A 24,732-nucleotide genomic window follows, 5' to 3' on the forward strand; every position below is an offset into this window, starting at 1 on the left:
GGGGCATGGGGCATGGGGAACAAGTAAGCAGATGCCCTGTAGGCTATGCCACTGGCAGGATAAGATTTACCGACGCTTTTAATGAAATGCTTGCGGTATGGGAATTATGAATTATGAATTATGCGTAGCAGTACTATTGATATATCCAGGTATATGGTGAATTGGTAGCTGAATTTAGTTATTCCTGAGTTCTGAAAGTTTGGGCTGCGAGATAGACTTTTGTCCATTCGCCCATTACTTGATGGGTTTTGAGTTTTAACTGTTGGGCTGTTGCTTCTATTGAGTTACCCTCTCTCCGCAAATCTAGAATCAGCCGCCCGACAGGAGTCAATTGTTTATAAAGTTGCTGCCATTGGTTTTGTGTTAGCCCCAAGTTATGTTCTTGCAAGGAAATTGAGAGCCAACTATCCACGAGATCTGGTTTGCTTTTCAGGGCAAAAACACGCACGGCATGGTAACTTATTTTTTCTCGCAGTCGGTATACTTCCTTAATCTGCTTATTCAATCTCTTGCCAATCTCTTCTTGAGACTTACCTTGCAGATATAGTCGTAGCCAATCTACTGCTTCTGTTCCCAAGTTTTCTTGTAAATAATTTTCAAATTCTTTTTGTACGCCCTGACGCAACGCCTGTTGTTCTTCTAAGTGTTGTGCCTCTTTATATTCTGCGATCGCCTGACTATCTACCAAGTTAACTCGGTTGTCAGTGTCGTCTGTAAGAATTTCTTCTGATACTAATCTAATCAAGTCGCGGCTTGGCACTTGGGTTAAGCCACCACGCTGTGTACGACGCAAATAATTTACAAAGCGGTAAACTAATAGGGGTTGATTGCGTACTGGTCGTAAACAATACTCTTCTACACTGGCGAATAGCAGAGTATCGCGCAATCGTCTATCGGTGGTAAATTTTGCAATGTCAGCCATTTGTTGCTGCATGTATGTATCGCTTTGTAGTAATTCTTGGAGTACTTCTTGCAATACATCCATAACACTGCGCTGGCGATCGCGGCTGAGGGCAATCCAAGTCTGGATCTTATTCCGTAACGTCACTATACTTCCCAGCCGAGTTATCAGGTTGCGATAAGCGCGTTCTCGCCCCATCCCTAGGTAGCGCTGACGTAAAATCCTCCAGCGGTATTCCATCGCTTGCTTGGCGATATCAAGTTCTTTGGGGTTGAGCAGATCAAACCGCTTTGAGTCAGCTCCCAACAACCAGAGAAGAATACTTTGTCTAGCCGCCTCACTTTGTTCAGGACATTCTGTAGCTAGCCGGTTTCGCCAATATAGCGCCAGTTTTTCCACATCCATTGCCATAGCGAGATTGCGCTCCTCGAAACTCGATTTTAAAGTTTGCATCACAACCCCCGTTTCTCCCACTTAATTTTTTAACTGGCAGTTGCCCCCAGATTTCATGATCTTCATGAAAATATCTCAGTGATGCCACTTTTATTACGTCTTAATTTACTAAATTTATGCATAAATTTTTGCATTGCTGTTTTGCTTTAGATTTTCAAGTACCGGAAATAAGTGTCTCTAAGGCATTTTCATCAATTCTGTTAACTTCCAGTTTTTGTAAAGTTATGTTTTGTGAACTTGTGCGCTGGTGCGCTTGTGCAGGGGGAAATTGCAGTAAGTTTTTCCCCCCTGCCCCTCTGCCCCTCAAGTTTGTGAGAAATGCGGGTTTGAAATCTAACCAATCAGCTTGTTGGTGCAGTGGAGGTAATTGAGAAATAGGCACAGTCTAAACTTGTCGTTTTTCAGTAGGATGATGTCCCTTTTCTACTCTTTCGTCGTAACTAAAGATGATCCCCTCGGTAAAGCTAAAAATTCCCCTAACTAATCAAGTTTGCTCATTCCATAGTTTTCCATATTTTCCCATCCTTTACCTCCTGCGATCGCTGATAAAATTCCGATAGCGCAGCGTTAGCGAGTCCGCTAGCGTCTGATTAAGATATCTGTTAACAGGTGGGCACGGGTACGTTTTACACGGGAGTCTTCTATCTCACTAAACAGCGAGTGCATCTGTTCTGTTACTGCTGTGGCACTGGGCACACGCACAGGTTTTAAGTTTTTGTGCTTTGAACAAGTAGAATTGAAACCTGATCCCATGAAACAGCCCCTGATGTGTCGATAGATTAAACTTACGGGGAATCTCAAAAAAGACAACTTTTCAATCTGACTTAGTAAACTTATAACATTATCTGTTCGTTTTTTATATTTGAAAAAATTTCTTGTTAGTCAGTACTAAATTTATGGGCTTGTTGTTAGCAATATAATAATGATTAATATAATAATTTTGATGACAGTAACTAAACTGTCATCAAGTTTTAGTATAAACGAGTTGAACAATCCAGATTTTTACTTAATCATCACTTACGCAAAGCTCGGTTGTCATACTGTAAGAAACGCAGTGTAAAGAAGCATCACGTAGATTTTTTTCTTTGCTTTCGCTCCGTACTCTGCATTATCTTACCAAAAAATGACAAAATTTCGTTGAAATGCGTAAGTTATGTTAGTAACTAGCGGCATAATCTTCCTAAGCAAACGGATTACTACCGCCTGCAAATGGGTTACTACCGCCGCCTGCAATAGGATTACTACCGCCTGCAAATGGGTTACTACCGCCACCTGTAAACGGATTATTGCCACCGCCTGCAATAGGATTACTACCACCGCCTGCAATAGGATTACTACCGCCTGCAAATGGGTTACTACCGCCTGCAAATGGGTTACTACCGCCACCTGTAAACGGATTATTGCCACCGCCTGCAATAGGATTACTACCACCAGATGGATTGCCATTGGTAGCCCAAGGGTTGATACCACCAGTGAACACGCTGCCCTCGGCACGTGGATTGCCAAGATTGGCAAAGGGATTACCGCCATACGGGGCGTTACCACCACTATTTGGATTGCCACCGTTACCAAATGGGTTGCTACCACCAACAGCGCTACTAAAACCACTGAGTATGGTGTCTGAATTTACGCCTGGAATGTCGAATAAGACACCAAAGGGTGATTGCCGAAGCAGCTCACTAGGATCATTAGTAGAGGAGTTGCCACTACCACCGTTAATCGAATCTGCCATTAGGACTAATCCTCCTATTTTTAGGATATAAATCTTGTTAACGTGACAACATCAGATAGACAAAACTGAGCCCAACTTATAGCTTTCTAACTATTTTTTCTGTTGCCAATGCTAGTTAGTAGCTCTTGGTTGATTAAGGTAGCTTTTTTACCTTATAGGGCGCGGTTAATCAATTGGTAATTAATACTAATTACACTTAATAATTTAGGTAATCTTATCAATAACTGCAATGAGAAATGTTTTGATATAGTTATCAGTTCTTTAGGTGTTCTTATAATTTTAGGTAAAATTTGGTAACTGAAACTTATGTAAAAAAACATCATTAGAGTCTACGTATGATATTGCAATGAAAAATATTTTGATATATTTATCAGTTCTTTAGATCTTTATTACATTGAATTTCATTTGCCAAGGCTTTTTTACGGTAGAGTTTCTTCAGATTTATCAATAAGCTTATGTTTTTCTGCTAACCAGGTAAATAAGACAATACCGCAGAAGTCAGCGGCTAAGTCAACTAAATCGAAGCTGCGATGGGGCGTAAATAGTTGAATTGTCTCGTCAACTATACAAAAAAATATCACAATCAGTGGTGCAAGTGGCAGGGAAATATTTAAGATTTGAATCTTACGTTTTTTTAAGGCAAGATGACTTAAGTAAGCAGCGATTCCTAATAACAGGAAATGTAAAATTGTATCGTAATAGGGAAATTGTGCTATTTCGGTTGGGATGACTTTCAAGTAAGCTGATATAGAAATAGACATTAAAATTCCAAAGTAAACCCAAAATGCAAAAACCCAACGCTGATTAAATTTCATTTAAATGATTTTAAAAGATGTTTATGACTACAAAGACAAAAGAGAGCGTTCCAAACTACGGAACGCTCTTTTTTGGTAAATTATGTTAAGATAATATGAAATAAAATTGAAGTTTCTGGTTGATAAAGTTAAGCATGGAGATTTGCTTGTTCTTGCAACCACGGATCTACAGGCTGTCCATCCTTACGGCGTAATTCAATTTCTACTACCATCACTTCCTTTGAGCCAGGAGGGGCAGGTTTTTGATGAAAAATAATATCATAATCTAGTGGGTTATGATTCCGTTCTTTCAACCATTCCTGTACTTTGGTTGTAGCAAACAATGATTGTCCTTGCTCAAACATTCGGGTAATTTGCATTTGTAGCGTGTAGGGATTTATGCGACTCATTTTCTACCGCCTTTGTAGAGTAATTTCGATAGTGGGCTGTGTCCACTTGACATGATCTGATGTTAGTTTAAGGGTAGGTAAGATGCCTACTCCACATCAAAGCAGATTTCCAACGGCTTTTTTACATTCATTTTGCAATGCCAATACCGCGATCGCAAATCATGCTTGACTAAATTAGTCCGATGTCTGACGACAAGCTGCTCAACGTCTACGCACCTTGCAGTAGCGTTAAAGCAATGACGCCAAACTTCTCTTCTATTATCAGGGTTCGGTAAACCTCATAATCCATAATTCATGTGTAGCCATCAAAGTTAATCTATCTCAAGGAAAAGCTGGAAAACTGCCTGAGTACGGTAAACTGCAATATAAATCCTATTAAGCAACCGTTAAAATCAAAACTAGAAAGCAAGTAGAGGAGCTACCAAGATGCAAGTTACATACAATTCTGATAAACGCAAATTGTTATCATCTCTGTGTCATGGGGCAATTTTCTTTAGTACAGCATTGTTTTCAATTGGGGTTCCAATTGTAATTAACTTAATGTCTGATGACCCAGTTGTTAAAAGTAATGCGAAAGAATCGATTAATTTTCACTTCAATGTTTGGTTCTGGGCAACTTTAATTGGTGTACCAATTGGAATTCTATCTTGGATAACTTTTGGTATTGGCGGACTTTTGTTTTTCCCAGTTATTGTTCTTGGCTTTGCAATACACTGGGGACTGACAATTTGGGCATTGTTGCACTGTTTTAGCCAGCCAGATGTACCGTTCCGTTATCCGTTTATTTTTCGATTGTTCTAATCACGCCAACTCAAAATTAAGTTTGTTTTTAGAAAAGGGATTGAGGCAATCATCCCTTTTTTTATTTCATTATGCTATGTACTGACGACAAGCCGCTTAGCGTCTATGTGCTTCGCAGTATAATCAGTGCGATCAGTTATTGCAGTAAGTTTGAATGGAGTGGCAAACAGCACAAACCGAACAATTGATGAGTTAACTTTGATTTTACTGCTAACTATTATGTTCATATAGCATTTTTAAGTGGAGAGGTAGATCTATCTCCTGGAACTGTTCAGCAGGAGTAGTTGGTAAACCACTTAGCTCAAATAAATCCCTGATCTTCCTAGTGAGTATTTGAATCAATGTGCCATTTTTAGTTAACTCAGAGATATCTTCTTTGTCTAAAACAACTATCATCTTATTTGTTTTGGCATGAAAAAGTATTTGGCGAAGCCTGCAATAACCAACTCCTCTTTGTCTAGAACTACCTAATTTAGGAAAACCTGTTGCTCCATTGAGTGTAATAAAAATACCAAGACCTGCACCTTTTAAATTTAAATCCATGATGCTGCACAGTCGAGCAAATTGCTTATCTGGCACAGCTGCTTTTGTTGCTTTCGCCTCAATAACTATATCTCTCTGGTTCCAGTCAAGATATAAAGTTTTACAGACATTTTGCCAAGGAATATCATCGCCACTAACTAACAAATCATATTGAGGGCCTGCTGACTGAAAACTTTTGATACTTTGAACCCCTTTTAGTCCTTTAAACACTAGAAGTACAATCTGTTCTAGCAGCTTACCAGCTTCTTGTGTTTCTTTGAGTGTGGGTTTATTTAATTGTGTAAATATCTTTAGTTCATCCAAATATTCAGAAAGTTTAACATCTGCTTTATACAAATATGAAGCTAACTTATTTAATGCTGGATTTCCTGATTCCAGGGAATCCATAGCATTAATTATAGATTCTACAAGTTCGTCTTGAGTTGGCATGATTTAATCAAACAAATTCAATTGATTGCTTAGATGTCGCCATAAGATCAAACGATAGCTCATCATAATTTTCTACAATACTTTCACAATGCGGACAAATCCAAGGTAAATCAGGAAACCCTATACCGTAAGGAATTGCACCCGCAGGGACATCTGGTTCACAATTATGATATATGAGAAGCTTCATTTCACAGACTCCTTCTGCTTCAAGGTCTGCTAAGAGTGCCAGAGCATTAGAGTATTCTATACCCAACTGTACAGCAAGTTGATGCGGCATTGCTGTTGTAGATGCCGTCATAAAATGCTTGCTCAGTTCAGCCTTCTGTTTTTCAGATAAGAAGTTTAAATGACCCTTGTGGATGAAGCTAGTCATGACCTTAGCCTTAAAATCCAAGTTCTTTTAGCAGAAACTCAAGAACACGAGTACTACCACCATAATACCCTGAATAGCACTTGAGGTGTTGAAGAGAATCTTGGGTCTTAGAGTTAGGCTTGAGTCCAAAATAGCAGTGTATTTTGATGAGCCGCTTTAATTTCACTTCTTTTAATATCTCTGTTTCTATTTCATTTGCTATTAATTCCCTGTCTAGTTCAAATTCATAAGATTTAGTACCCCAATCTTTGATTAAGGTAAATAAAATTGCATCTTCAGCATTGCTTATTTTTTCTGGCTCACCAGACAAACCAAGTATATTTAGAACAGAATGAGCTAATTTTTGCGACAGAGCTTGTAATCCTCTAACATCAATTTCTTGAATTCCAGAACTATGAGCATTTATAAAAAGTCCAGAAGCTTCTGCTCGAATCCTTAAATGTTTCCATTTATAGCGAACATCATTTATTGATTTATTGAGATATTTATCCCACATATCATGCAGAACAAGCTGATGGAGATTAGGATGTGTCCACTGAGCTTGGCAATGATTAGCTAATTCATTAAAAAATCCAGGAATATGATTCCAGAAAGGGAATTGAGTACGTTGTTCTATGTGTTCATCGGCTGTTGAACTATAGGTAAATCCATCCCAGGATAAAGCTAAGTAATCTTTGTCCACCTCAGCAATCACAGACCAGCGAATATAGCGTTCATCTAATTGGCTAGCAGTTCCAGATCCTCGACGAACATAATCGACAATTCTATAAGTTCGGATATACCATTTTTTCTTGGGTTGATTCGGTTCGTGAATTGGCCCGTACCAACCATCCTGACCAAATTCTTGTAACAAAGATGCAGAATAATTTAAGTTAGATGTACAAGCGCACGTACCTAGTTTCAAGCTCAACCATGTTCTTGGCTGTTTCACATAAGCGAGTAATATTTCATCTGAAGTAAGCTTACCTTTTTCAAGTGCATTGGCTATATGTACTGCTAATTCTGCTTTTTTAAACCGACCTGTCCCTGATGAAATAAGTCGGAGGGTTTCAAGAGTAAACTCATTACTAGATAGAAATTGCACACAGAATTCCTCACCTGGAGGAAAGCCATGATCAACAAAAGCGTTAATACTCATAAACTATTGCTCAAGATGTTGTATCGATGCACTTGAAAGGTTGTTAAAAAAAGAGCATAGCAAAAAAGTATCTACGCTTAAGCAATTTATAGTAGGACAGGCAAAACGCCCGTCCCTCAAAAAACACAACTAACCCAAAGCAGACTTTAACTCACTCCGCGCTTGTTCCAAGGCTTCTGGCAATTTACTCGCGTCGCGTCCGCCGGCTTGGGCCAAGTTTGGGCGTCCACCGCCGCCGCCACGGCAGATTTTAGCGATCGCTCCCACAAATTTACCAGCTTGCAGTCCTTTTTTGTTAACTTCTGGACTGAAAGCTGCGACTAAGCTAACTTTCCCTTCTTCGGGAACCGAACCCAGTACCACTGCACCGTTACCGATTTTTTGCAACAAGCGTTCGGCTGCGATTTTCAATGATTCTGGGTCAACTTCTTCTAATTGAGCGACGATAATTTGATAATCGCCTATGATTTCTGCTGTTTGTAGCAAGCTATCAGACTTAGCGATCGCCAACTGTCCTTTCAAGGTTTCTAGTTGCTTTTCGGCTGTTCGGAGTTCGTTTTGCAGACTGGTGACTCTATCTGGTAGTTCTTCGGGTTTAACTTTAAAGCGATCGCTCAAATCCTTAACTACTTTATCTCGCAGGTTGAGGTAATCCAGTATTGCTGGCCCCGAAACTGCTTCAATGCGCCGCACTCCAGAAGCTACACCAGCTTCGGAGATAATTTTGAAGACGCCAATCTCAGCGGTATTACTGACATGAGTTCCACCACATAGTTCCATTGATACGCTGGGAAAATCTATGACGCGCACTTCTTCGCCGTATTTTTCGCCAAACATGGCAACAGCACCCCTAGCTTTAGCCTCTGCTAAAGGTAATATTTCTACTTTTGCAGCATGTGCCTCAGCTATCCAACTATTAACTTGTTCCTCAATTTGTTGAACTTCGTCTGGTGTCAAAGCACGCGGACAGTTGAAGTCGAAGCGCAACCTGTCAAAAGATACCAATGAACCTGCTTGAGATATCCCATCATCGATAATTTTCTTCAATGCTGCTTGCAGTAAGTGAGTTGCAGTATGGTTAGCTTGGAGACGACGCCGACAAGCGCGATCAATTTGGGCGGTGACAGTATTGCCTACGCAGAGTGTACCGCGTTCGATGCGTCCGAAGTGGACGAAGAAATCAGATTCTTTTTTCACGTCTTCAACGCGAACTAAGATCCCATCACCGGAGATATAACCACGATCGCCGATTTGTCCACCAGATTCGGCATAAAATGGCGTTTGGTCGAGAACAATTTGTATTTCTGTTCCGGCTTCTGCTTCTTCTTGGAATACACCTTCTACTAATATTGCTTCGACTAATGCCGTCGCTACTGGTTGGGTATAACCGATAAATTCGGTAGCTTGGATGTGTTCTGCTAGCTTGTCGAGGGAACCTTGCACAGTTAAATCGATGGTTTCGTGTGCTGCTTTGGCACGTTCTACCTGCTTTTGCATTTCTACATCAAATCCCGCTTCATCGACTGTGAGATTATTTTCCTCAGCAATTTCTTGAGTAAGTTCGAGAGGGAAACCGTAGGTATCGTAGAGAGTAAAAGCACTTTCACCACTAATTTGGGCTTTTCCTTGCTGCTTTACCTCTTGGATGATTTCTTCTAGCAGTTTTTCGCCTCTGTCGAGAGTGTTAAGAAAATTGCTTTCTTCACGTTGCAATTCGGCTTTAATTGCTGCTTCCCGTTGCCGCACGTTGGGGTAAGCTGATTCGGAGAGAGCGATCGCAGTTTCAGCAACTTGAGGTGTAAAGACGTTGCCTGCAACGTCTCCACGATAAATCCCAATTAATCGCCCATGACGCACCACACGCCGAATTAACCGCCGCATTACATAACCCCGTCCCACGTTAGAAGCCCGGATTTCATCGGCGATCATGTGGATGACAGCACGAATATGATCACCAATGACTTTTAGAGAAACTTTGGTTTTCTCATCGCTACTGTGGTAGTCAATACCAGCAATTTCCGCTGCTGTCTGAATAATTGGAAAAATCAGGTCAGTTTCGTAGTTGTTGGGGACTTTTTGGAGGATTTGCGCCATTCTCTCCAAACCCATGCCGGTGTCAATGTTCTTGTTTTGCAGCGGTGTTAAATTGCCTGAATTATCCCGGTTATATTGCATGAAGACAAGGTTGTAAAACTCGATAAACCGGGAATCGTCTTCTAAATCAATATTGTCGTCACCGCGTTCTGGGTGAAAGTCGTAATATATCTCAGAACAAGGGCCGCAAGGGCCAGTGGGGCCTGATACCCAAAAGTTATCGTCTGCGCCCATGCGCTTGATTCTAGCTGGTGGCACACCGATTTGATCGCGCCAAATTGCAAAGGCTTCATCATCTTCTTCAAAGACGCTGACGACGAGGTTTTGAGGAGAAAAACCAAAGACTTTTGTGGAAATTTCCCAACCCCAAGCGATCGCTTGTTCTTTAAAGTAATCACCAAAGCTGAAGTTACCCAGCATCTCAAAAAACGTGTGATGCCGTTTGGTGCGTCCAACATTCTCAATATCGTTGGTGCGGATACACTTTTGAGAAGTGGTAGCCCGCTTAAATTCTGGTGTGCGCTGACCCAGGAAGATCGGCTTAAATGGTAGCATCCCCGCGATCGTCAGCAGCACGGTAGGGTCTTCTGGCACGAGAGAGGCACTTGGGAGAATTTGGTGTTCTCTTTGGGCAAAGAAGTCAAGGAATAGGTTGCGAATTTCGTTACCGCTGAGTTTCTGGGGGTTTGAAGACATGGGTGGACTAAAGTATTAAATATGAAGTGTAAGCTAACCCCAGCCCTAAAGGGCGGGGCTTTGTAGTAGCCCTAAGCTATCCGTACTGAGATTACAACACAGATAACCCGAACCTCCAGGCAAGCTTACAGATTGCCCCAATAAAGAAATCATTTTTGCCCCATTCAAATCAGCGTCACCATGCCAAGAACAGTTACCACACTTGAAACGCTTATCCGACCTCAATCCAATGTGCAAGCACTGGTGGCAGGTTTGGCTAGTGTAGGCTGGCGGCACTGCAATTACTTCAACTCCTGACTTGATACCTTTGTATTCAAGGAAGTACCGCAATTGATAAAACGACCAGGAATTAGAACGTCTACGCTCGACCTTGTTTCTAGGTTGCTGATTGGTACGCTCCCTAATTCCAGTCAAGTTTTCAATAGCAACAATTGCGTTTGTAGACTTTGCTTGTTGAATAATCCGATAGCTGATTTGATGGTTAGACAAAAGTTGAAATCTTCTCTCACGCCCCGACAGCCGTTGCAAAACCTGCCTCGCCCTACGACGAGTAGATCTTGTGCCTTTCGACGCTTTGTTTTGAAGAGAAGTTCTAGTTTTGGTATACCGATCTCGAACCTCAGTTATCTGTTTTCCATCCCACTTATCCCCGTTACTGGTTACAGCAATATCTCTGCGCCCAAAATCCACACCAATAACATTGTTTGGTTTAAGTGGTTGGGGTGCTTCATCTTTAATTTGGATATGAATGTAGTAGAAACCATCCCGATGTTTACACAGCTGCGCCGATGTCGGTTTTCTACCTTTGAGCTTTCCTCTTTGGTAATTACCTACATCAAGCTTGATATGCTCCCTGCCTTCAATCAAAGTCAGACTCACACTCCAGTCTTTCTCCCTAAAAGCAAAAATCCTAGCGTCGTAGTCGGCACTAGTAGGCTTAAAGTCTTTAACTGGTTTGTTCACGCCAGTTGCCTCAAGTCGAGCCAGCCGCTTGCGGGGGTTCCCCCCGTTGTGCGGACTGGCGTGGGAAACCCGCCCACGGCACTGGCTCTTCTGTTTAGCAGTTTTACGGTTGGCTCCTACTCTGGCACAAGCCCTGACAGCCAAATTAGCAGACAACAAAAACTTCGAACGCAAGTCTTGATAGACCATGTTTTGAATGGTTGTCTTGTTTGTTGTTTGAGGTTTAACTTGCTGATTGGCATAATTGCAAGCATCCGCGAACGCCTTCAATGTTGCTTCTATTTGGGCAACTTGTTTAGGTGTGGGGTTAAGTTTGCAAACCAGTGTCAGTACTTGTTCCATGAGATAGATTATATCAATTGTGAAATCCTGACGGCGAATAAATTCGCCTGCGCCTTACCCCCATACATGAATATAGGGGCTTCCACGGCGCGAGGTGCTTGGTGAAGTATAAAGCAGTTGGTTATTTTCTCGTACTTTATCCTTTAGCTTTTATTCTTCACCCTTTCTGTAACTTTATATATTTTCGCATTTTGTTTCGTGTTACTGCTAGGTGACTTTGGCAATTGGTGAGTTATGTACAGTGATTGTGATGTTTAACCTCAATTACCTAACTCTAGCGGGATGAGCGATGCCTACGACGGGCTACGCCTACGCCTTTTAATTCAGTAATATAATCCTTAAGAAAGTATTGATAATACACGTGCAAAAGTAACAAATGGCACTACAAATGAACGTATCGAATATTACTGGTGAAAAATGTGCAAAAACAATTACTGACTCAATTCACGTAATGGAACCTGATGCCAAGGTTGATGTCGATGTCAACGCTAAAACTGTCACCGTATAATCAGCCGCTTCTGAAGAATCAATTAAACAGGTAATTATGGCTGCTGGCTACACAGTTGAAGGTTATTAATCTTAGTATTTTAGGCTAAACAATAAGAGGATATAGGATTCCTATTTGATTTTTGAAATAACTGCGTACACCTCTAACTCCCTTTTTTCCCATTCCCTATCCCCTATCCCCCATTCCCTATCTCTACAAGTCAGTTCACGAATCAAATTGGATTACTATATTGTACTATTTTAAATTAATAGGTAAGTCGCGGAGATAGTAAAAGCGATCGCTCTTTTTATCTCGTCCTAAGTAGCCTGTTAAGGGTGAAGAAAGTTCTATCATAATTTCGTACAGTTCTTTAGGTGTCAAAGACTGTGGTGGATTGTCGTAAATGTATGCTACATGAAGAGAATCAACTCCGACATCCCGATCATCTGTTTTTTCTAGATGCTTTTTGACAAGCTGGATAATATGCGATCGCAGCTTTATAGATTGTTCAACTTTCTCGATATAAGTATTAACTTTATCTTCAGCCAAACCAAAAGGAGCTTGTTGCAAATACTCTTTTAGTTCTAACAAGTTGATAGAGTTTTTATAGTGTGCTTGCAGTTCAACTAGTTTTTGTAGAGTTTCGGGGCTAATAACATTCATTTGATTTTCGGTAGCTGTTCTCAGAGCGTAAAAATTTAGTTCTCCAGCGGCTACGATTAATTTAATTGAACTTTCATACTGAACTTTACCAAGGTGGTTTATACCTATTTTTAGTAACTGTGCAGGTGTGCCATCAGAAACTTTCTCGCTTTTAGTTGCTTTGCACTCTCCTACTATTGGATAAGGTTGTTCAGCGTAAAAATCCATGCCTCCTGCGCCACCAGTTGCATCTGGATTCAAACCTGAACCTGTAAAGCCTAATTTTAGTAATCCTCTACGAACTAATTTTTCAAATGTATGTCCGTCGCTAGAGTTACCAACTTGAGCAATTTTCTGAATCCAAGCTAAGTCTAAATCTAATGGATTTGTTGGTTGATTACTACTCCAACCCAGAAATATTTTGATATCGTCATTTAATTCTTTAGCCGCTGAGTTGGTTAAGGTAAGGGATGCGATCGCACTCTGTAATTCTTCTAATTCAGGATGTAGTGGTGGCTGTCGATTTTCTAATTGATGCTTGCGTTGGGCGAAGGTGCGATCGTTTAATACTGGCTTAGCTTCAGAAATAGTTAAAGGCTCTCCTAAGTAAATAAATTGGCTGTTTACCTTTATAGAGAGCGTAATTAGGGGTTGCTGAAAAACACGCAAGTATAACAAAAAAATATTGTGTCGTTGTGTTAATATTTCTTGTAATGCTTCTGTAGTCCAAACTGTTAGCGGTGATAAAGCAGACAATGATTCAGTATTCTGTAAAGGTTCACACTTTTCGCATCTTGCCCAAGCTTTAACCGATATAGTTTCAGCGCTTACTTGAGCAAGAGCAGTTTTGGCATAAGCTAAGAAATTTAATTGATAGTACTGCTCAACTGGCAGTATATTAATTGAAGCATCCGTTGGATAAAGGGCAAATTGACGCTCTGGAACGATATAATTTTTGCACATCGCAACAATCGCTCGTCCTTGAATTAATGCCTCAGTATCTGGTGCAGGCAAGCAAATAGCAGTATTAATTACAACAGAACTATTCATTATTACTGAAAAATTCAAACATTGGGGCTAAACAAACCAAATCTACCAGCGCGGGCTTGTTTTTTTTAGCACGAAGCTTCTAGCTTGAATGAAATTTATTACAACAATATATACCCCTTTTAAATATCTTCATCAATAGCATCTTCAGGAATTTTTCCTGATGGATCACTGAGAATTCGACGGATAAGATTATTGTCGATTACTATTCGATTGTGGATGACAAAATCAATGATTTGCGCTTCAGTTAATTCATAATCATTTCGGGTTTTCATAACATAATTAATTGCTAAAAGTGGCTTAATAGCTTCATTTTTCAATGAAACCCATTCACCACTTAGACTTTTTGACATAAGTTGATCTAAATACTGTTTTGCTTTAGTACCACTACTAATGTTTTTAGAACGAACTAAACAACCACGAGTTAAATCAAATTTCTTGTATTCGATTAAGCGTTTCAATCCAGCTTGAAGAAACATACCACTAACTCCTTCAAGAACAGATACTCCGATTTTGACAACATTACCGTTATCCTCACCTACGATTTTAAAATTAATATATCCTTGGTCTGCACTACGAGTTTTAACGTCTACAATTTCTATAATCTTGACATTCTCTACAACTTGTCCAACTAGGGTAGAAAAGCTAAATCGCAGAGCATTAGCGAGTTTATTGTTATCCTCAATATCATCTTGTATCTTACTTTCAAGGGCTGCTATTTCATTCTTGTAAGCAGATTCTACTGGGTGCTTTAACGGTGGTGGTATTAGAGGAATATTCCAATTTTCTGCACACCATTGTAAAACCTTTCTAACCATTGGTTTTTCCTTTCCCAGTTCCCTCAATTTTCCTTCATCAAAAGGATAAACTGAATGAGGTGGTGTTAATCCCTTTTGGTCATAAAAGTCTTTCAACCACTGCGAAACTAAGGCAATAACATCTTCAGACTTGAGATAAGTTAACTCAATACTTTTTTGAGCGATCCGATCTGTGACTGATTCAGCCTCTTTTAAGGCTCTTATTTGATCAGTCCAAGTTTGAGGAAACATAGCCGTTACAAAAACACCCCGTTTAATCTTGTCGTATAAGTCTTTGGCTAAAATAGCTGTAACTTGTGATGCCGTGAATCCTGCATCATTACACATTAGGATACTTTCCAATTCGTCAAAACAAATGACTATTGGTTTGTAATCACTAATTAAGTCCAGAATTTGACGAACTGTACTGAAAGCTTGGGCTTCTCTATCCTGGGCGCTGGAGTTTGCTAAACCTAGTGCATCAGCTCTTGACTGTGGTAATTCTTGACCAGCAAGCCAGTTTATAGCGTAACGCTCCTCAGATGGATTAGAGGAGAGTGTCCATAAAATTGCAGCAATAATGTCAGGGTTTTCAACGTCATGCTTAATTCCCAGGACTGTATCCGTCCAATGCTCAACTACCTTGGAATCTACTTTTAAGACTTCAAAAAAGTGAGAAACCATCTCATCAGGTGTGAAGGCTTTGTTATGAGCTTCATTGAAAATAGCAGTTGCTAATTCCCGCCACTGGCTCATTCCTTGGCTACCGATTTGTTTGAGGCTATTTGCTAAATTTCGTAAAAATTCAGCTTTAATTCGATTTAAATCGTTAATCTCACTTGTATAGACAAATAAAGCACTACCATCATTCTGAAGTCGGCGGCGAATTCGACTGATCAGATGGCTTTTACCTAGTCCTCTTTCAGCCTTGATGGTAATGCCTATAACTGTCTGTTGCTTGGTGCGAACTCTCTCAATGGCATCAAAAACAGCATCTGAGGCATGGGCATTTAAGGAGGGAACGTCAGGAAAACCTGTTACCCAAATATTTTGACTTCTAACTACTAAAGGTCTGTCAAATGGGTTGTGACTTTTGATGGCATTAATTAGGTCGTTGTCGTTAGACATGGATCTAGGGTGAGGTTAATTTTGGATGGTAGATTTTGGATTGCTCAGTATTTGTAGCTGCACGACATCTAAACTGGCGTTTCAGTGAGTGTGAAAAGCAACCTAAGAACAGGTTTATGAGTTTAAACGCTTGGCGTAACAACGTAACCCACTTACTGGGGTAGTTATGGAGTCTTCCAGTTTGTCTGGATCACTGTCTGATAAGCTACCGCCTTGGAGTTGCAAAATATCCTTCTCTTGCATTTCCATTAGCCACTCATTGAAATCTTCACGACTTACCCGATCGCCTATTTCTCTCCTGATGCGATAAATTGGCACTAGATCATCTAGGTTGTAGTTTTGGTTCAACTTGTCATAAACTTCTAGCGCCACTGATTTAAACTCGTCGTAAGATGCGATCGCCCCACCTTTAACCCCATTAACTGCTACATCTACACTAGTTACCCCAACATCTATCTGACTAATCCACTTCACCAATGCATTCGCCGCCCAAGTTCCGATAATCGTTCCTTCAAATCTAAAATCAGAGCTTTTCAAACCCTCACTTAATACCTCTAAACCTTTGGGAACTGTCAGAGAGTATCCTTTTTTGGAAATTGCGATCGCTCCCTGTGTCTGTAATTCCTCGAGTATGCCTTGATAATCTGCTACCTTCTTGGTCTTGGATACAATGCGTTTGGTGAGTTTACCTTTCATTACTTCCTGCTGCGTTCCTCCCAAATCCCACAAAGCCAAAAGCAAATGAGTTCTAGTTTGGGCTGCGTTTTTTGATGTCATATTGAGTGTATTTTCTGACATAGATCAATTATAGGAGCTGTATCTTTTTAAGTAATTTAGCACAAAACAATAACCGCGAAATTGCTGAATATTGCGGTGTTTTTGCTATATTTCTTCATAAAAAACAGAGAACATTACAACTATCTTCTCGAAGAGTAGAACTTTTTGAGAGCTAAAGTAATGACTATGGGTAAATATAGCGTAGCTGACCTAGGGGCAAGATAGGCTAAAAGTATTACTGTATAAGCTTTTGAGGATCGCTTTTAGATAAATCAACCAAGCCTTGTTTGCTTCTTGTTAGACAAGACTATAACGAAAGAATAAGGGTTTCAGTGTAACTGAAGTTTACAACAAAAATAACCAACTCTGCGTAAGTTTTAAGTAGCTAACTTTGACATGCAATCCAAAACTAAGTACTTTCTTTTACAAATGGCTGTCTAAATTCATCGAATCTTCAAAAAGAAAAAGTTGAAGCAGTGTTCTGAAAGAGCTAAAGTTTTGTTAAGATGCAATTGCTAGCATTTTCTCAGCGAAATTCACCTATCGGGGTGTGGAGAAATAAAAAGTACTAGCAGCACAAAATTCAACAGGTGAAGCAATGACCACCTACATTTTCTTCGATGATGCCCTACGGATGTTTGCCAACGCTTATTTGATATCAGGAATACTGTTAATAGCAGCTTCTGGTATAGGTTTAGCAGTAATTGAAACAATGGAAAAGACAGGAGAACCATAAGCTGCATTTGGCAGTGTACTTCTTGTCGAAAACCATTGGGTACAAGTGTTCGCCATTAAGAAATCCTGGGAACACTAAACCATGAAAGTCTCACAGCGTTGCAGCTTTACCTGACCTCACAGAACATACAGGTAGCTGTATCGCTATTGAGGCAACAACCAAGGAGCTACTACAATGGGTCTATTTGACGCTGTGTTGGGCAAAGAAAGTCAAGCCCAAACAGCACTCAATCCAGCAGAAGCTTTTGCTGTCATTATCTTGACTGCAACAGCCTCAGATGGTTATCTTTCTACCGAGCAAACAAATTGTATCACTTCTATGCTGTCTCGGATGAAACTTTTTAAAAGTTATTCCAATGAGCTAATGAACAGGCTGTTTGACAAGATTCTGGGGATTCTCCAAGGAGAGGATTTTAATTTTTTATTTAATGCAGCTAAAGAATCTCTATCTCAAGACTTGCGGGAAGCAGCTTTTGCAGTAGCCACCGATTTGGTCTTAGCTGAGGGTATAGTGAATGATGAAGATAAAAACTTTTTAAATGATTTGTATCAAGCTTTAGGCGTTTCTAGTGAGATAGCAATACAAATTGTGCAAGTAATGTTGATTAAAAATCGGGGATAGGGTAATTTGCCCCTACCAGTATCAAACTGTATTAATAGTTTATAAATAAAGTGCGTCAAAGGAGTTAAAGCTTCTTTGGCGCTTTTTTGGGCGTGATTGTAACTTTATGTAAAAAACTATAATACTCTAGATTTTGCCCACAAGAATTACCCATTACAATTCGGTTTTACTATTTTGAATTGCTTATGCCTTTTTCTGCCACCATAACCCAACTAGTTGAAATTCTTTTTTCTCGACCTCAGGACTTATCTGAAGCTGCTTTAGCTCAAGTGAGCAGTGGTATACAAACAGATACTCGAATAATAGTACCAGGTGAAGTATTTTTGGCTTTACGAGGTGAAAAGTTTGATGGACACGAGTTTGTACCAACAGCGATCGCCAAGGGTGCGTTAGCAGCTATTGTGGATTTTGACTATGAAAATCCTGGGTTTCCCGTATTACAGGTAAAAGATACCCTGAAAGCGTATCAACAACTCGGCAGATGGTGGCGCGATCGCTTTGAAATTCCTGTAATTGGGGTAACGGGTTCTGTAGGCAAAACTACAACTAAGGAACTGATCGCCGCCGTTTTGGCGACAGCAGGAAAAGTTCACAAAACTTATGAGAATTACAATAACGAAATTGGTGTCCCAAAAACTCTTCTAGAAATTGGTGCAGAGCATGACTACGCCGTGATTGAAATGGCGATGCGGGGTAGAGGACAAATTGCCGAACTGACGCAAATAGCGCGTCCGACAATTGGAGTGATTACTAATGTAGGGACAGCGCATATTGAGTTAGTGGGTTCCGAAGAAGCGATCGCCGAGGCCAAATGTGAGTTATTAGCCGAAATGCCTGCGGATAGTGTGGCAATTCTCAACCACGATAATCCCCTATTAATTGCCACGGCGGCGAAAGTTTGGACAGGACAAGTTGTGACTTATGGCTTTTCTGGTGGCGATATTCAAGGTCAGTTAATTGATAATGAGACTATGGAAGTAGCAGGAATTCAACTGCCCTTGCCGTTACCTGGTCGTCACAATGCGAATAATTTCTTAGCGGCTTTAGCAGTAACAAAGGTGTTGGGAATTGATTGGTCGTCCCTAAAATCAGGTGTGATGGTGAATATGCCCACAGGGCGATCGCAGCGATTTGTTTTACCCAACGATGTTATCATCTTAGATGAGACTTACAATGCTGCACCAGAAGCTATGTTAGCAGCGTTGCAATTATTGGCAGACACACCCGGAAAACGCAAAATTGCTGTGTTGGGTGCAATGAAAGAATTAGGAGAGCGATCGCGGCAGTTGCACCAGGGAGTTGGAGAAACAGTCCGAAAGTTAAATTTAGACGGTTTGCTGGTTTTGGTAGATGGACTAGACGCCGAAGCCATTGCTAAAAGTGCCGAGGGAATACCAGCTGAATGCTTTGCAACTCATGCCGATTTGGTGGCTAGGTTGAAGACATTTGTGCAAGCAGGCGATCGCTTATTGTTCAAGGCTGCCCATTCAGTGGGGCTAGATCGGGTTGTTAATCAGTTATGTGCGGAATTTCCCAAATGAATTTGTAGGCGCTAGATAAAGGTTACAGGGAATGTACGTTGCTGAATTGCAATAGGAATTCAGATGTAGAGACGCGATATATCGCGTCTCTACAACAATAAGCTTGGGATCAGACAATTTGCACCACCAATAACCTCTCTAGAGATGTTGCAATGCAATGTCTATATTCGTATATTCCGATACAAGCTCCGTAATAACCGTAGTCATCCATATAAATGAGCAAAAAATAGTTCTTAATAGAATAATTACTCCTGATAACAATATATATATACACACCCCGTATAAATACAGTGCTTGTAACTTTGCTTCAGGATGATTATACGCTGCTGTTTATTTAACATTGTACTCTTGAAACCAAGGTGAGGTCAGGAGCTAAAAGTCAAACCATAAAAGCTTCTGATGCCTTCTGGCTCTGCAATTCAAATACTGATTAACTTGGCAAGCTGACGCAGTTTTTAATGTCTTATATATAAATACATAAGCAAAACTTGGAATATTCACGAACTAGGTTTTGCTCAAAAATTTCCATTTTTGTATGTATTTTCTCTAGTACTAAATAAATAAATTTATCAGAGAACAATGTAACACTTACGGAGTAGCTTCAGCCCAAAAATTTCAATTATTTTATGTATTTGCTCTGAAGACAATTGGTTTTTAAAGTTTTTATGATAGGGCATAACATACACCAATTGCTAAGTCATCCAGTGGGTTGTGAGCTAAATGGTTATTAATAAATATTGGTAATCAACCAATTGTAAATTAGCAAGCTCAACCGTAAACTCACCTTTTGACTTGTTGAACGCAGGAAAAATTTGCAGCCGAATTCAACGTTACATATCCACCATTTTTTGGTGAAAAAATGAACGTGCTAAGCCGTCGCTGATGGTGATAAAAATTATCTATTAGCACCTTGATTGGGAACATCAAGAGCAAGATTGGTTGGTGAAATATTTATCAGATTGATTTTAGAGAACAAGTAAGTAAGGTTCCTTTAGAGGAGCAATACTTACGCAATTTTGTGATGGCAATCATCGGTTTAATGTGCTGTTGACCAATTAATTTTGAATCTTTCTTATGATCAGCAAACACGTAACTTATATCTGCGTGATTCCTGAGTAGCAAGAAACAATTAACCAAGCATAATTTAGAGGAATTCTTGAATGTCTACTATCACCGTCCAAAACGCCAAAGATAGTGGTGCTGGTTCTTTGAGAGATGCGATCGCCCAGGCTAAAACAGGTGACACGATCGCATTTGCACAAAATATGATGAACAAAAAGATTACTCTTACCAGCGGTGAATTGTCTGTTAAAAAGAGTATCACAATTGATGGTGCTGGAGCAGAGAACTTAATCATCAGTGGCAATAAAGCTAGCCGAGCTTTCTTCACAGCATACGGAACTGACGTTACTCTGAAAAATTTCACCATTGTCGATGGATACAACACTGGAAAAGGCGGTGCAGTTAGAGTCAGTTCCTACAGTAAATTAACTGTGGTCAATGTTCAGTTTAATAATAATGTTGGCGGTCAAGGTGGAGGAATTCACGTCGGTTATCGTAGTGATGCCACAGTAATTGATAGCACCTTCAACAACAACGATGGTACTATTACCAAAAACGGCTTTAGCGCAGGTGCGATCGCTAATGATAATAATGGATCGCTAACTATTAAAAGTAGTCGATTCACAAATAACCGTGGTCAAACAGGTGGTGCAATTTACAGCCAACTAAGCCCACTCACTGTAGAGAATTCCGTTTTTCTCAACAACCGTTCTAATGATGGAGCCGCAGGAATCTTTGCAGATGGCGCAAGTAATGGTGGCCCTAGGTCTAAGCCTGACGCGCCAGGTGGCACAATTAAGGTCAGTGGGAGTTGGTTTGAGGGAAATCAGGGATCTGGCGCCGGAGGAGGACTTTATCTGTATACTTACGGCAAAGATAAGACAATTGTTGAAAACAGCACGATTCTTAACAATAAAGTCACTGCCAATTATAAAGGCCTTGCTATGGGAGGCGGAGCACGACTTAATGGAAATGTGACGGTTCGCAATGTCACCTTTGCCAATAACACTTCTGAAAGGCAAGGCGGTGGGTTGTGGTTAGATGGAGATACAACCTCAAAAAATGCGGTCATCAATGTTGAGAACAGTACCTTTTCTGGGAACAAAGCAACTAGCGAGAAAGGTTATGGTGGCGCAATAACCATTAATCCCAGCGCATCCGCTACGCTCAACGTTGTCAACTCTACACTTGTCAATAACTACGCCGAAAAGAACGGAGGAGCGTTTTGGGTTGTTGGTAAGCAAACCGTCACACTCACCAATTCAATCATTGCTAACAATACAGCAAACAATCTCTTGGGAACTGGTCAGCAAACCGCCTTACAGTTAAATGATGGCGGCGGGAATATCGAGTTTCCAGCTCCACAGAATAACAAAAACTCTAAAGTAACTGCTAATTCTCTTGTTGCTGATCCTAAACTGGGTTCTCTGCAAAACATAAATGGTGTCTTGGTGCATCCGCTGCTGGCGGGTAGTCCCGCCATTAATGTAGGTATTGCAAGCGCACCGACAATTGATCAGCGCGGTTTTAGCCGTGACAGCAAACCTGATATTGGAGCGTTTGAAGTTGGCGTTAAGAATATCGGCGGTGTCACGACGAATATAGACAAACTCAATGGTACTTCCGCCCAAGATGTCCTAATTGGCACTTCTAACTACGAGTTTATTACTGGCTTGCAAGGTGGAGATAGACTCACCGGCGGTGGTGGTAATGACCAATTTATTTACACTAGTATGAGCGATCGCGGTGACACAATTACTGATTTCGAGGTTGGCAAGGACAAAATAGTCTTAACTCAGTTGCTCGATAGCCTAATTACTGAAGGTTACAATGGCACTAACGCAATAGCCAATGGCTATGTGAAAGTTGTGCAAGGTAGTAGTAGTAGGAATTTTAGTGTGCAAATTGACGCTGATGGCCCCACTGGTGAGGAAATCTTCAAATCTTTGATCACCGTGAACGTCACAAGTACAGACACCCTAAATAGCTCTACCAACTTTGTGTTTTAAGGCTTGACATCCAAAAAAGGGAAAGAGCCAATAAATCTCTCTCCCTTTCACTAGTATCCTCAAGTCCTCACAACGGGAAACTTATAGATTGACTTTGAGTATTTTGCCAAAAAACCGTTCTGCAAAGAGTGTATGTCAACTTCAGGTGTTGTTAGAAAGAGTAAGACTGTTACTGTAGCGTCTTTGAAAAATAATTGCTGCCAAATTAGTGAGCAAACAGGTGATTGCTAGCCATAGCAAAATATAAGTGGGAGCCATTACCACGCCGATCATGAACCAAGTGTACACATGCAGGATCATTACGAAAGCGAAAATGCTTGCAATTCCGGCAGATTGCCACACTTGAAACGATGGACGACGTAGTACGGTTAGGATAATCGTTAATAACGTCACAAGTAAGTTCGCTGGTACAAGAAAGGCACAGATACCGACGCAATTAGCATGAGAGAACTCAGTTAAGGTGTTGAAATCGAGCATCAATTTTGTTGGGCTAATGTTAGCAGTTAGTAATTTAATTTAACTTAATTTCCACAATAATAAAATTAACCTAGCATATATAGTAAGTAATCACATTACTAATGTAACATAATTTAAAGCATAATTAATGTTTGACAATTTATGAATTACGAATTACGAATTTCTGAGTATGGTGGACAGCGCCCACCATAGCTGAATTAACCGGGCAAAATTACTGTATCGATAACGTGAACTACACCATTATCAGCTTCGATATCTGCTGCCAAAACAGTGGCATTTTTTACCTCAAAACCATCAGAATAATTAATTTTAATGGGTGAACCTTCCACAGAATTAACCGTACCAAGTTTTGCTAAATCAGCCTGCAACAGCTTTCCTGGAACGACATGATACTTTAAAATTCGCGTTAGCTGTGGAATATTCTGTAACAGAGTTTGTATAGTTCCCGGTGGTAATTTGGCAAAGGCATCGTCAGTTGGTGCAAAGACAGTAAATGGGCCAGGACTTTTTAATGTTTCCACTAAACCAGCGGCTTGTACAGCTGTTACCAGAGTTTTGAAAGAATCAGCAGTAACTGCAATATCAACAATATCAGCCATATATCTTACCTAAATCTCTGCAAAATATTTTAAAGGATAGTAAATCTATTTTAATTTTTATTAAACAAAACCACTAAGTCTGCTCAGGTGGATAGGTAGAGTGAGTGAACAGATGCATAAATAACTAATGGCTCCGGTGTTTTAAAAAAATGTCTGAGAATTCAAAAATGTCATGCTTAATGGAGCGATAGCGTAATGAAACATCTCAAAATAGAGATTATTCTTTGCGCTTTGCAAAGCATCAGAATGACAAAATATACTTTTACCATGCTTTTCAGACATTCTCTAAGCGTAGTTCAAAGCGATCGCCTGGTGTCGGTTCCATCACCCGCGTCGAAAGATTGTTTTTCTCTAGTAATAAACGAAGTTCCTCAGCACTTCCCTTAACCTGAACAAGTTTCATCAGCAATCCCTCAAACACAACATCCCCACCAGCTGCGGTAGGTATGATTACTTGAGGTTGTAATGATTTTGTGATATCCAAGATACTATTCTTTCCTTTAATAATCGGCCCAAGTAAAGGTAGGGTCATGTCAACAAACGGCGTAATCACCACATCAACTGGTGCAGCCTGCTTAACTTGTGGGGAATGATAGCCGTGAGGTTCGTAATAGACTGTTAAACCACTCTCCAAATCTTTGAGGAGATAACCATTTTCCACTAAAGTGGGGCCGATGGGAGAGCCAGGAATAGCCTTGATTTCAAGCTTATCTAAAGTGAAAGTTTCACCATGAGCGAGAGTCGTTATCTGAGTGTAACCTAATTGCTGTACTACCTTCGCAGCACTGGGAGAAGCTACGACTTTGATAGTATGGTCTAGCTGCTTGAGCGTTGGTGGATGAGTATGGTCTTCCAAGCCTTGAGATAGCAGAATCAGATCAATATTCTCTGGTATTGGGCGTTCTTGAGGTCGAGAGCCTTTAAATAGCCAATCTAAATTGCTGAAAATTAACGAACCAACCAGCCAAGGGTCAATTAATATCCGTTTACTACCGATTTCCAGTAGCCAAGAGTTGCTGTCTAGCCAAGTTAAAAACATAACTTTTGTGAAGATAACGCCTACCTTCATTATCAACCGTGTCAGCTTTCTTGTGAGTATCGAGATCAACACCCACATTCATGGGGCATGGGGCATGGGGC

22 protein-coding genes and 1 pseudogene are annotated in these 24,732 nt (G+C 40.4%); 6 read left to right on the top strand and 17 right to left on the bottom strand.

The genetic code is table 11. The features are described from left to right. Nucleotides 1-178: 178 nt before the first annotated feature. The 6 genes from IQ246_RS18750 to IQ246_RS18775 all read right to left on the bottom strand — a co-directional run bounded on the left by IQ246_RS18750 (nucleotide 179) and on the right by IQ246_RS18775 (nucleotide 4,290). The gene (locus IQ246_RS18750) at nucleotides 179-1,354 is read right to left on the bottom strand and encodes a HetZ-related protein 2 (RefSeq protein WP_194004874.1); all 1,176 of its coding nucleotides are present in this window, start codon (nucleotides 1,352-1,354) and stop codon (nucleotides 179-181) included. Nucleotides 1,355-1,508: 154 nt separating this feature from the next. Continuing rightward, on the bottom strand, nucleotides 1,509-1,736 hold the full coding sequence (locus IQ246_RS18755) for a hypothetical protein (protein ID WP_194004853.1): 228 nt from the start codon (nucleotides 1,734-1,736) through the stop codon (nucleotides 1,509-1,511). Between the two features lie 197 nt (nucleotides 1,737-1,933). After that, on the bottom strand, nucleotides 1,934-2,107 hold the full coding sequence (locus IQ246_RS31305; RefSeq protein ID WP_194004854.1) for a hypothetical protein: 174 nt from the start codon (nucleotides 2,105-2,107) through the stop codon (nucleotides 1,934-1,936). A gap of 427 nt (nucleotides 2,108-2,534) precedes the next feature. Continuing rightward, on the bottom strand, nucleotides 2,535-3,086 hold the full coding sequence (locus IQ246_RS18765) for a hypothetical protein (protein ID WP_194004855.1): 552 nt from the start codon (nucleotides 3,084-3,086) through the stop codon (nucleotides 2,535-2,537). Nucleotides 3,087-3,505: 419 nt separating this feature from the next. Further along, a complete protein-coding gene (locus IQ246_RS18770; RefSeq protein WP_194004856.1) occupies nucleotides 3,506-3,901 on the bottom strand; it encodes a VanZ family protein in 396 nt (131 codons plus the stop codon). 128 nt (nucleotides 3,902-4,029) lie between these two features. Beyond that, nucleotides 4,030-4,290 carry a hypothetical protein gene (locus tag IQ246_RS18775; protein ID WP_194004857.1) on the bottom strand — a complete coding sequence of 87 codons (261 nt, stop codon included), beginning with the start codon at nucleotides 4,288-4,290 and terminating at the stop codon, nucleotides 4,030-4,032. Nucleotides 4,291-4,716: 426 nt separating this feature from the next. Between IQ246_RS18775 and IQ246_RS18780 the strand changes: the two genes are divergently transcribed. Beyond that, nucleotides 4,717-5,091, top strand: coding sequence for a DUF4870 domain-containing protein (locus IQ246_RS18780; RefSeq protein WP_194004858.1), 375 nt, complete (start codon nucleotides 4,717-4,719; stop codon nucleotides 5,089-5,091). Nucleotides 5,092-5,301: 210 nt separating this feature from the next. Here the strand turns inward: IQ246_RS18780 and IQ246_RS18785 are convergent, their stop codons facing one another. The 5 genes from IQ246_RS18785 to IQ246_RS18805 all read right to left on the bottom strand — a co-directional run bounded on the left by IQ246_RS18785 (nucleotide 5,302) and on the right by IQ246_RS18805 (nucleotide 11,669). After that, the gene (locus tag IQ246_RS18785) at nucleotides 5,302-6,063 is read right to left on the bottom strand and encodes a hypothetical protein (RefSeq protein WP_194004859.1); all 762 of its coding nucleotides are present in this window, start codon (nucleotides 6,061-6,063) and stop codon (nucleotides 5,302-5,304) included. Between the two features lie 7 nt (nucleotides 6,064-6,070). Further along, nucleotides 6,071-6,361, bottom strand: a complete 291-nt coding sequence (locus tag IQ246_RS18790) for a hypothetical protein (protein WP_244142081.1) — start codon at nucleotides 6,359-6,361, stop codon at nucleotides 6,071-6,073. An 85-nt stretch (nucleotides 6,362-6,446) separates the two neighbouring features. After that, nucleotides 6,447-7,520 carry a hypothetical protein gene (locus tag IQ246_RS18795; protein WP_339379136.1) on the bottom strand — a complete coding sequence of 358 codons (1,074 nt, stop codon included), beginning with the start codon at nucleotides 7,518-7,520 and terminating at the stop codon, nucleotides 6,447-6,449. 183 nt (nucleotides 7,521-7,703) lie between these two features. Continuing rightward, the gene (gene alaS / locus IQ246_RS18800) at nucleotides 7,704-10,364 is read right to left on the bottom strand and encodes an alanine--tRNA ligase (RefSeq protein WP_194004862.1); all 2,661 of its coding nucleotides are present in this window, start codon (nucleotides 10,362-10,364) and stop codon (nucleotides 7,704-7,706) included. Nucleotides 10,365-10,409: 45 nt separating this feature from the next. Next, nucleotides 10,410-11,669, bottom strand: a complete 1,260-nt coding sequence (locus tag IQ246_RS18805) for an RNA-guided endonuclease TnpB family protein (protein WP_194004863.1) — start codon at nucleotides 11,667-11,669, stop codon at nucleotides 10,410-10,412. A gap of 376 nt (nucleotides 11,670-12,045) precedes the next feature. Here IQ246_RS18805 and IQ246_RS18810 point away from each other — a divergent pair. Further along, nucleotides 12,046-12,246 (top strand): annotated as a pseudogene (locus tag IQ246_RS18810) (heavy-metal-associated domain-containing protein). Between the two features lie 165 nt (nucleotides 12,247-12,411). On the opposite strand, the gene IQ246_RS18815 reads toward IQ246_RS18810, so the two are convergent. From IQ246_RS18815 to IQ246_RS18825, 3 genes are all read right to left on the bottom strand, one after another. Then, the gene (locus tag IQ246_RS18815; RefSeq protein ID WP_194004864.1) at nucleotides 12,412-13,848 is read right to left on the bottom strand and encodes a DUF1802 family protein; all 1,437 of its coding nucleotides are present in this window, start codon (nucleotides 13,846-13,848) and stop codon (nucleotides 12,412-12,414) included. 119 nt (nucleotides 13,849-13,967) lie between these two features. Beyond that, nucleotides 13,968-15,770, bottom strand: coding sequence for a P-loop NTPase fold protein (locus IQ246_RS18820; protein ID WP_194004865.1), 1,803 nt, complete (start codon nucleotides 15,768-15,770; stop codon nucleotides 13,968-13,970). Between the two features lie 114 nt (nucleotides 15,771-15,884). Then, nucleotides 15,885-16,547 carry a hypothetical protein gene (locus IQ246_RS18825; RefSeq protein WP_194004866.1) on the bottom strand — a complete coding sequence of 221 codons (663 nt, stop codon included), beginning with the start codon at nucleotides 16,545-16,547 and terminating at the stop codon, nucleotides 15,885-15,887. 598 nt (nucleotides 16,548-17,145) lie between these two features. On the opposite strand from IQ246_RS18825, the gene IQ246_RS18830 reads away from it, so the two are divergent. From IQ246_RS18830 to IQ246_RS18845, 4 genes are all read left to right on the top strand, one after another. Further along, nucleotides 17,146-17,283 (top strand): hypothetical protein, encoded by a 138-nt coding sequence (locus IQ246_RS18830; protein WP_194004867.1) that lies wholly within the window; start codon nucleotides 17,146-17,148, stop codon nucleotides 17,281-17,283. A gap of 174 nt (nucleotides 17,284-17,457) precedes the next feature. Next, nucleotides 17,458-17,904 (top strand): tellurite resistance TerB family protein, encoded by a 447-nt coding sequence (locus tag IQ246_RS18835; RefSeq protein WP_194004868.1) that lies wholly within the window; start codon nucleotides 17,458-17,460, stop codon nucleotides 17,902-17,904. A 185-nt stretch (nucleotides 17,905-18,089) separates the two neighbouring features. Then, nucleotides 18,090-19,445, top strand: a complete 1,356-nt coding sequence (gene murF / locus IQ246_RS18840) for a UDP-N-acetylmuramoyl-tripeptide--D-alanyl-D-alanine ligase (protein WP_194004869.1) — start codon at nucleotides 18,090-18,092, stop codon at nucleotides 19,443-19,445. A gap of 1,160 nt (nucleotides 19,446-20,605) precedes the next feature. Beyond that, nucleotides 20,606-22,516 carry a type I secretion C-terminal target domain-containing protein gene (locus tag IQ246_RS18845; protein ID WP_194004870.1) on the top strand — a complete coding sequence of 637 codons (1,911 nt, stop codon included), beginning with the start codon at nucleotides 20,606-20,608 and terminating at the stop codon, nucleotides 22,514-22,516. Between the two features lie 141 nt (nucleotides 22,517-22,657). On the opposite strand, the gene IQ246_RS18850 is transcribed toward IQ246_RS18845, so the two are convergent. The 3 genes from IQ246_RS18850 to IQ246_RS18860 all read right to left on the bottom strand — a co-directional run bounded on the left by IQ246_RS18850 (nucleotide 22,658) and on the right by IQ246_RS18860 (nucleotide 24,631). Continuing rightward, nucleotides 22,658-22,993 (bottom strand): hypothetical protein, encoded by a 336-nt coding sequence (locus tag IQ246_RS18850; RefSeq protein WP_194004871.1) that lies wholly within the window; start codon nucleotides 22,991-22,993, stop codon nucleotides 22,658-22,660. A gap of 197 nt (nucleotides 22,994-23,190) precedes the next feature. Continuing rightward, nucleotides 23,191-23,592, bottom strand: a complete 402-nt coding sequence (locus IQ246_RS18855; protein ID WP_194004872.1) for a fasciclin domain-containing protein — start codon at nucleotides 23,590-23,592, stop codon at nucleotides 23,191-23,193. 274 nt (nucleotides 23,593-23,866) lie between these two features. Continuing rightward, the gene (locus IQ246_RS18860; RefSeq protein WP_194004873.1) at nucleotides 23,867-24,631 is read right to left on the bottom strand and encodes an MBL fold metallo-hydrolase; all 765 of its coding nucleotides are present in this window, start codon (nucleotides 24,629-24,631) and stop codon (nucleotides 23,867-23,869) included. Between the last annotated feature and the right edge of the window lie 101 nt (nucleotides 24,632-24,732).

The sequence above is a fragment of the aff. Roholtiella sp. LEGE 12411 genome (assembly GCF_015206995.1).
Lineage (GTDB): Bacteria > Cyanobacteriota > Cyanobacteriia > Cyanobacteriales > Nostocaceae > Komarekiella.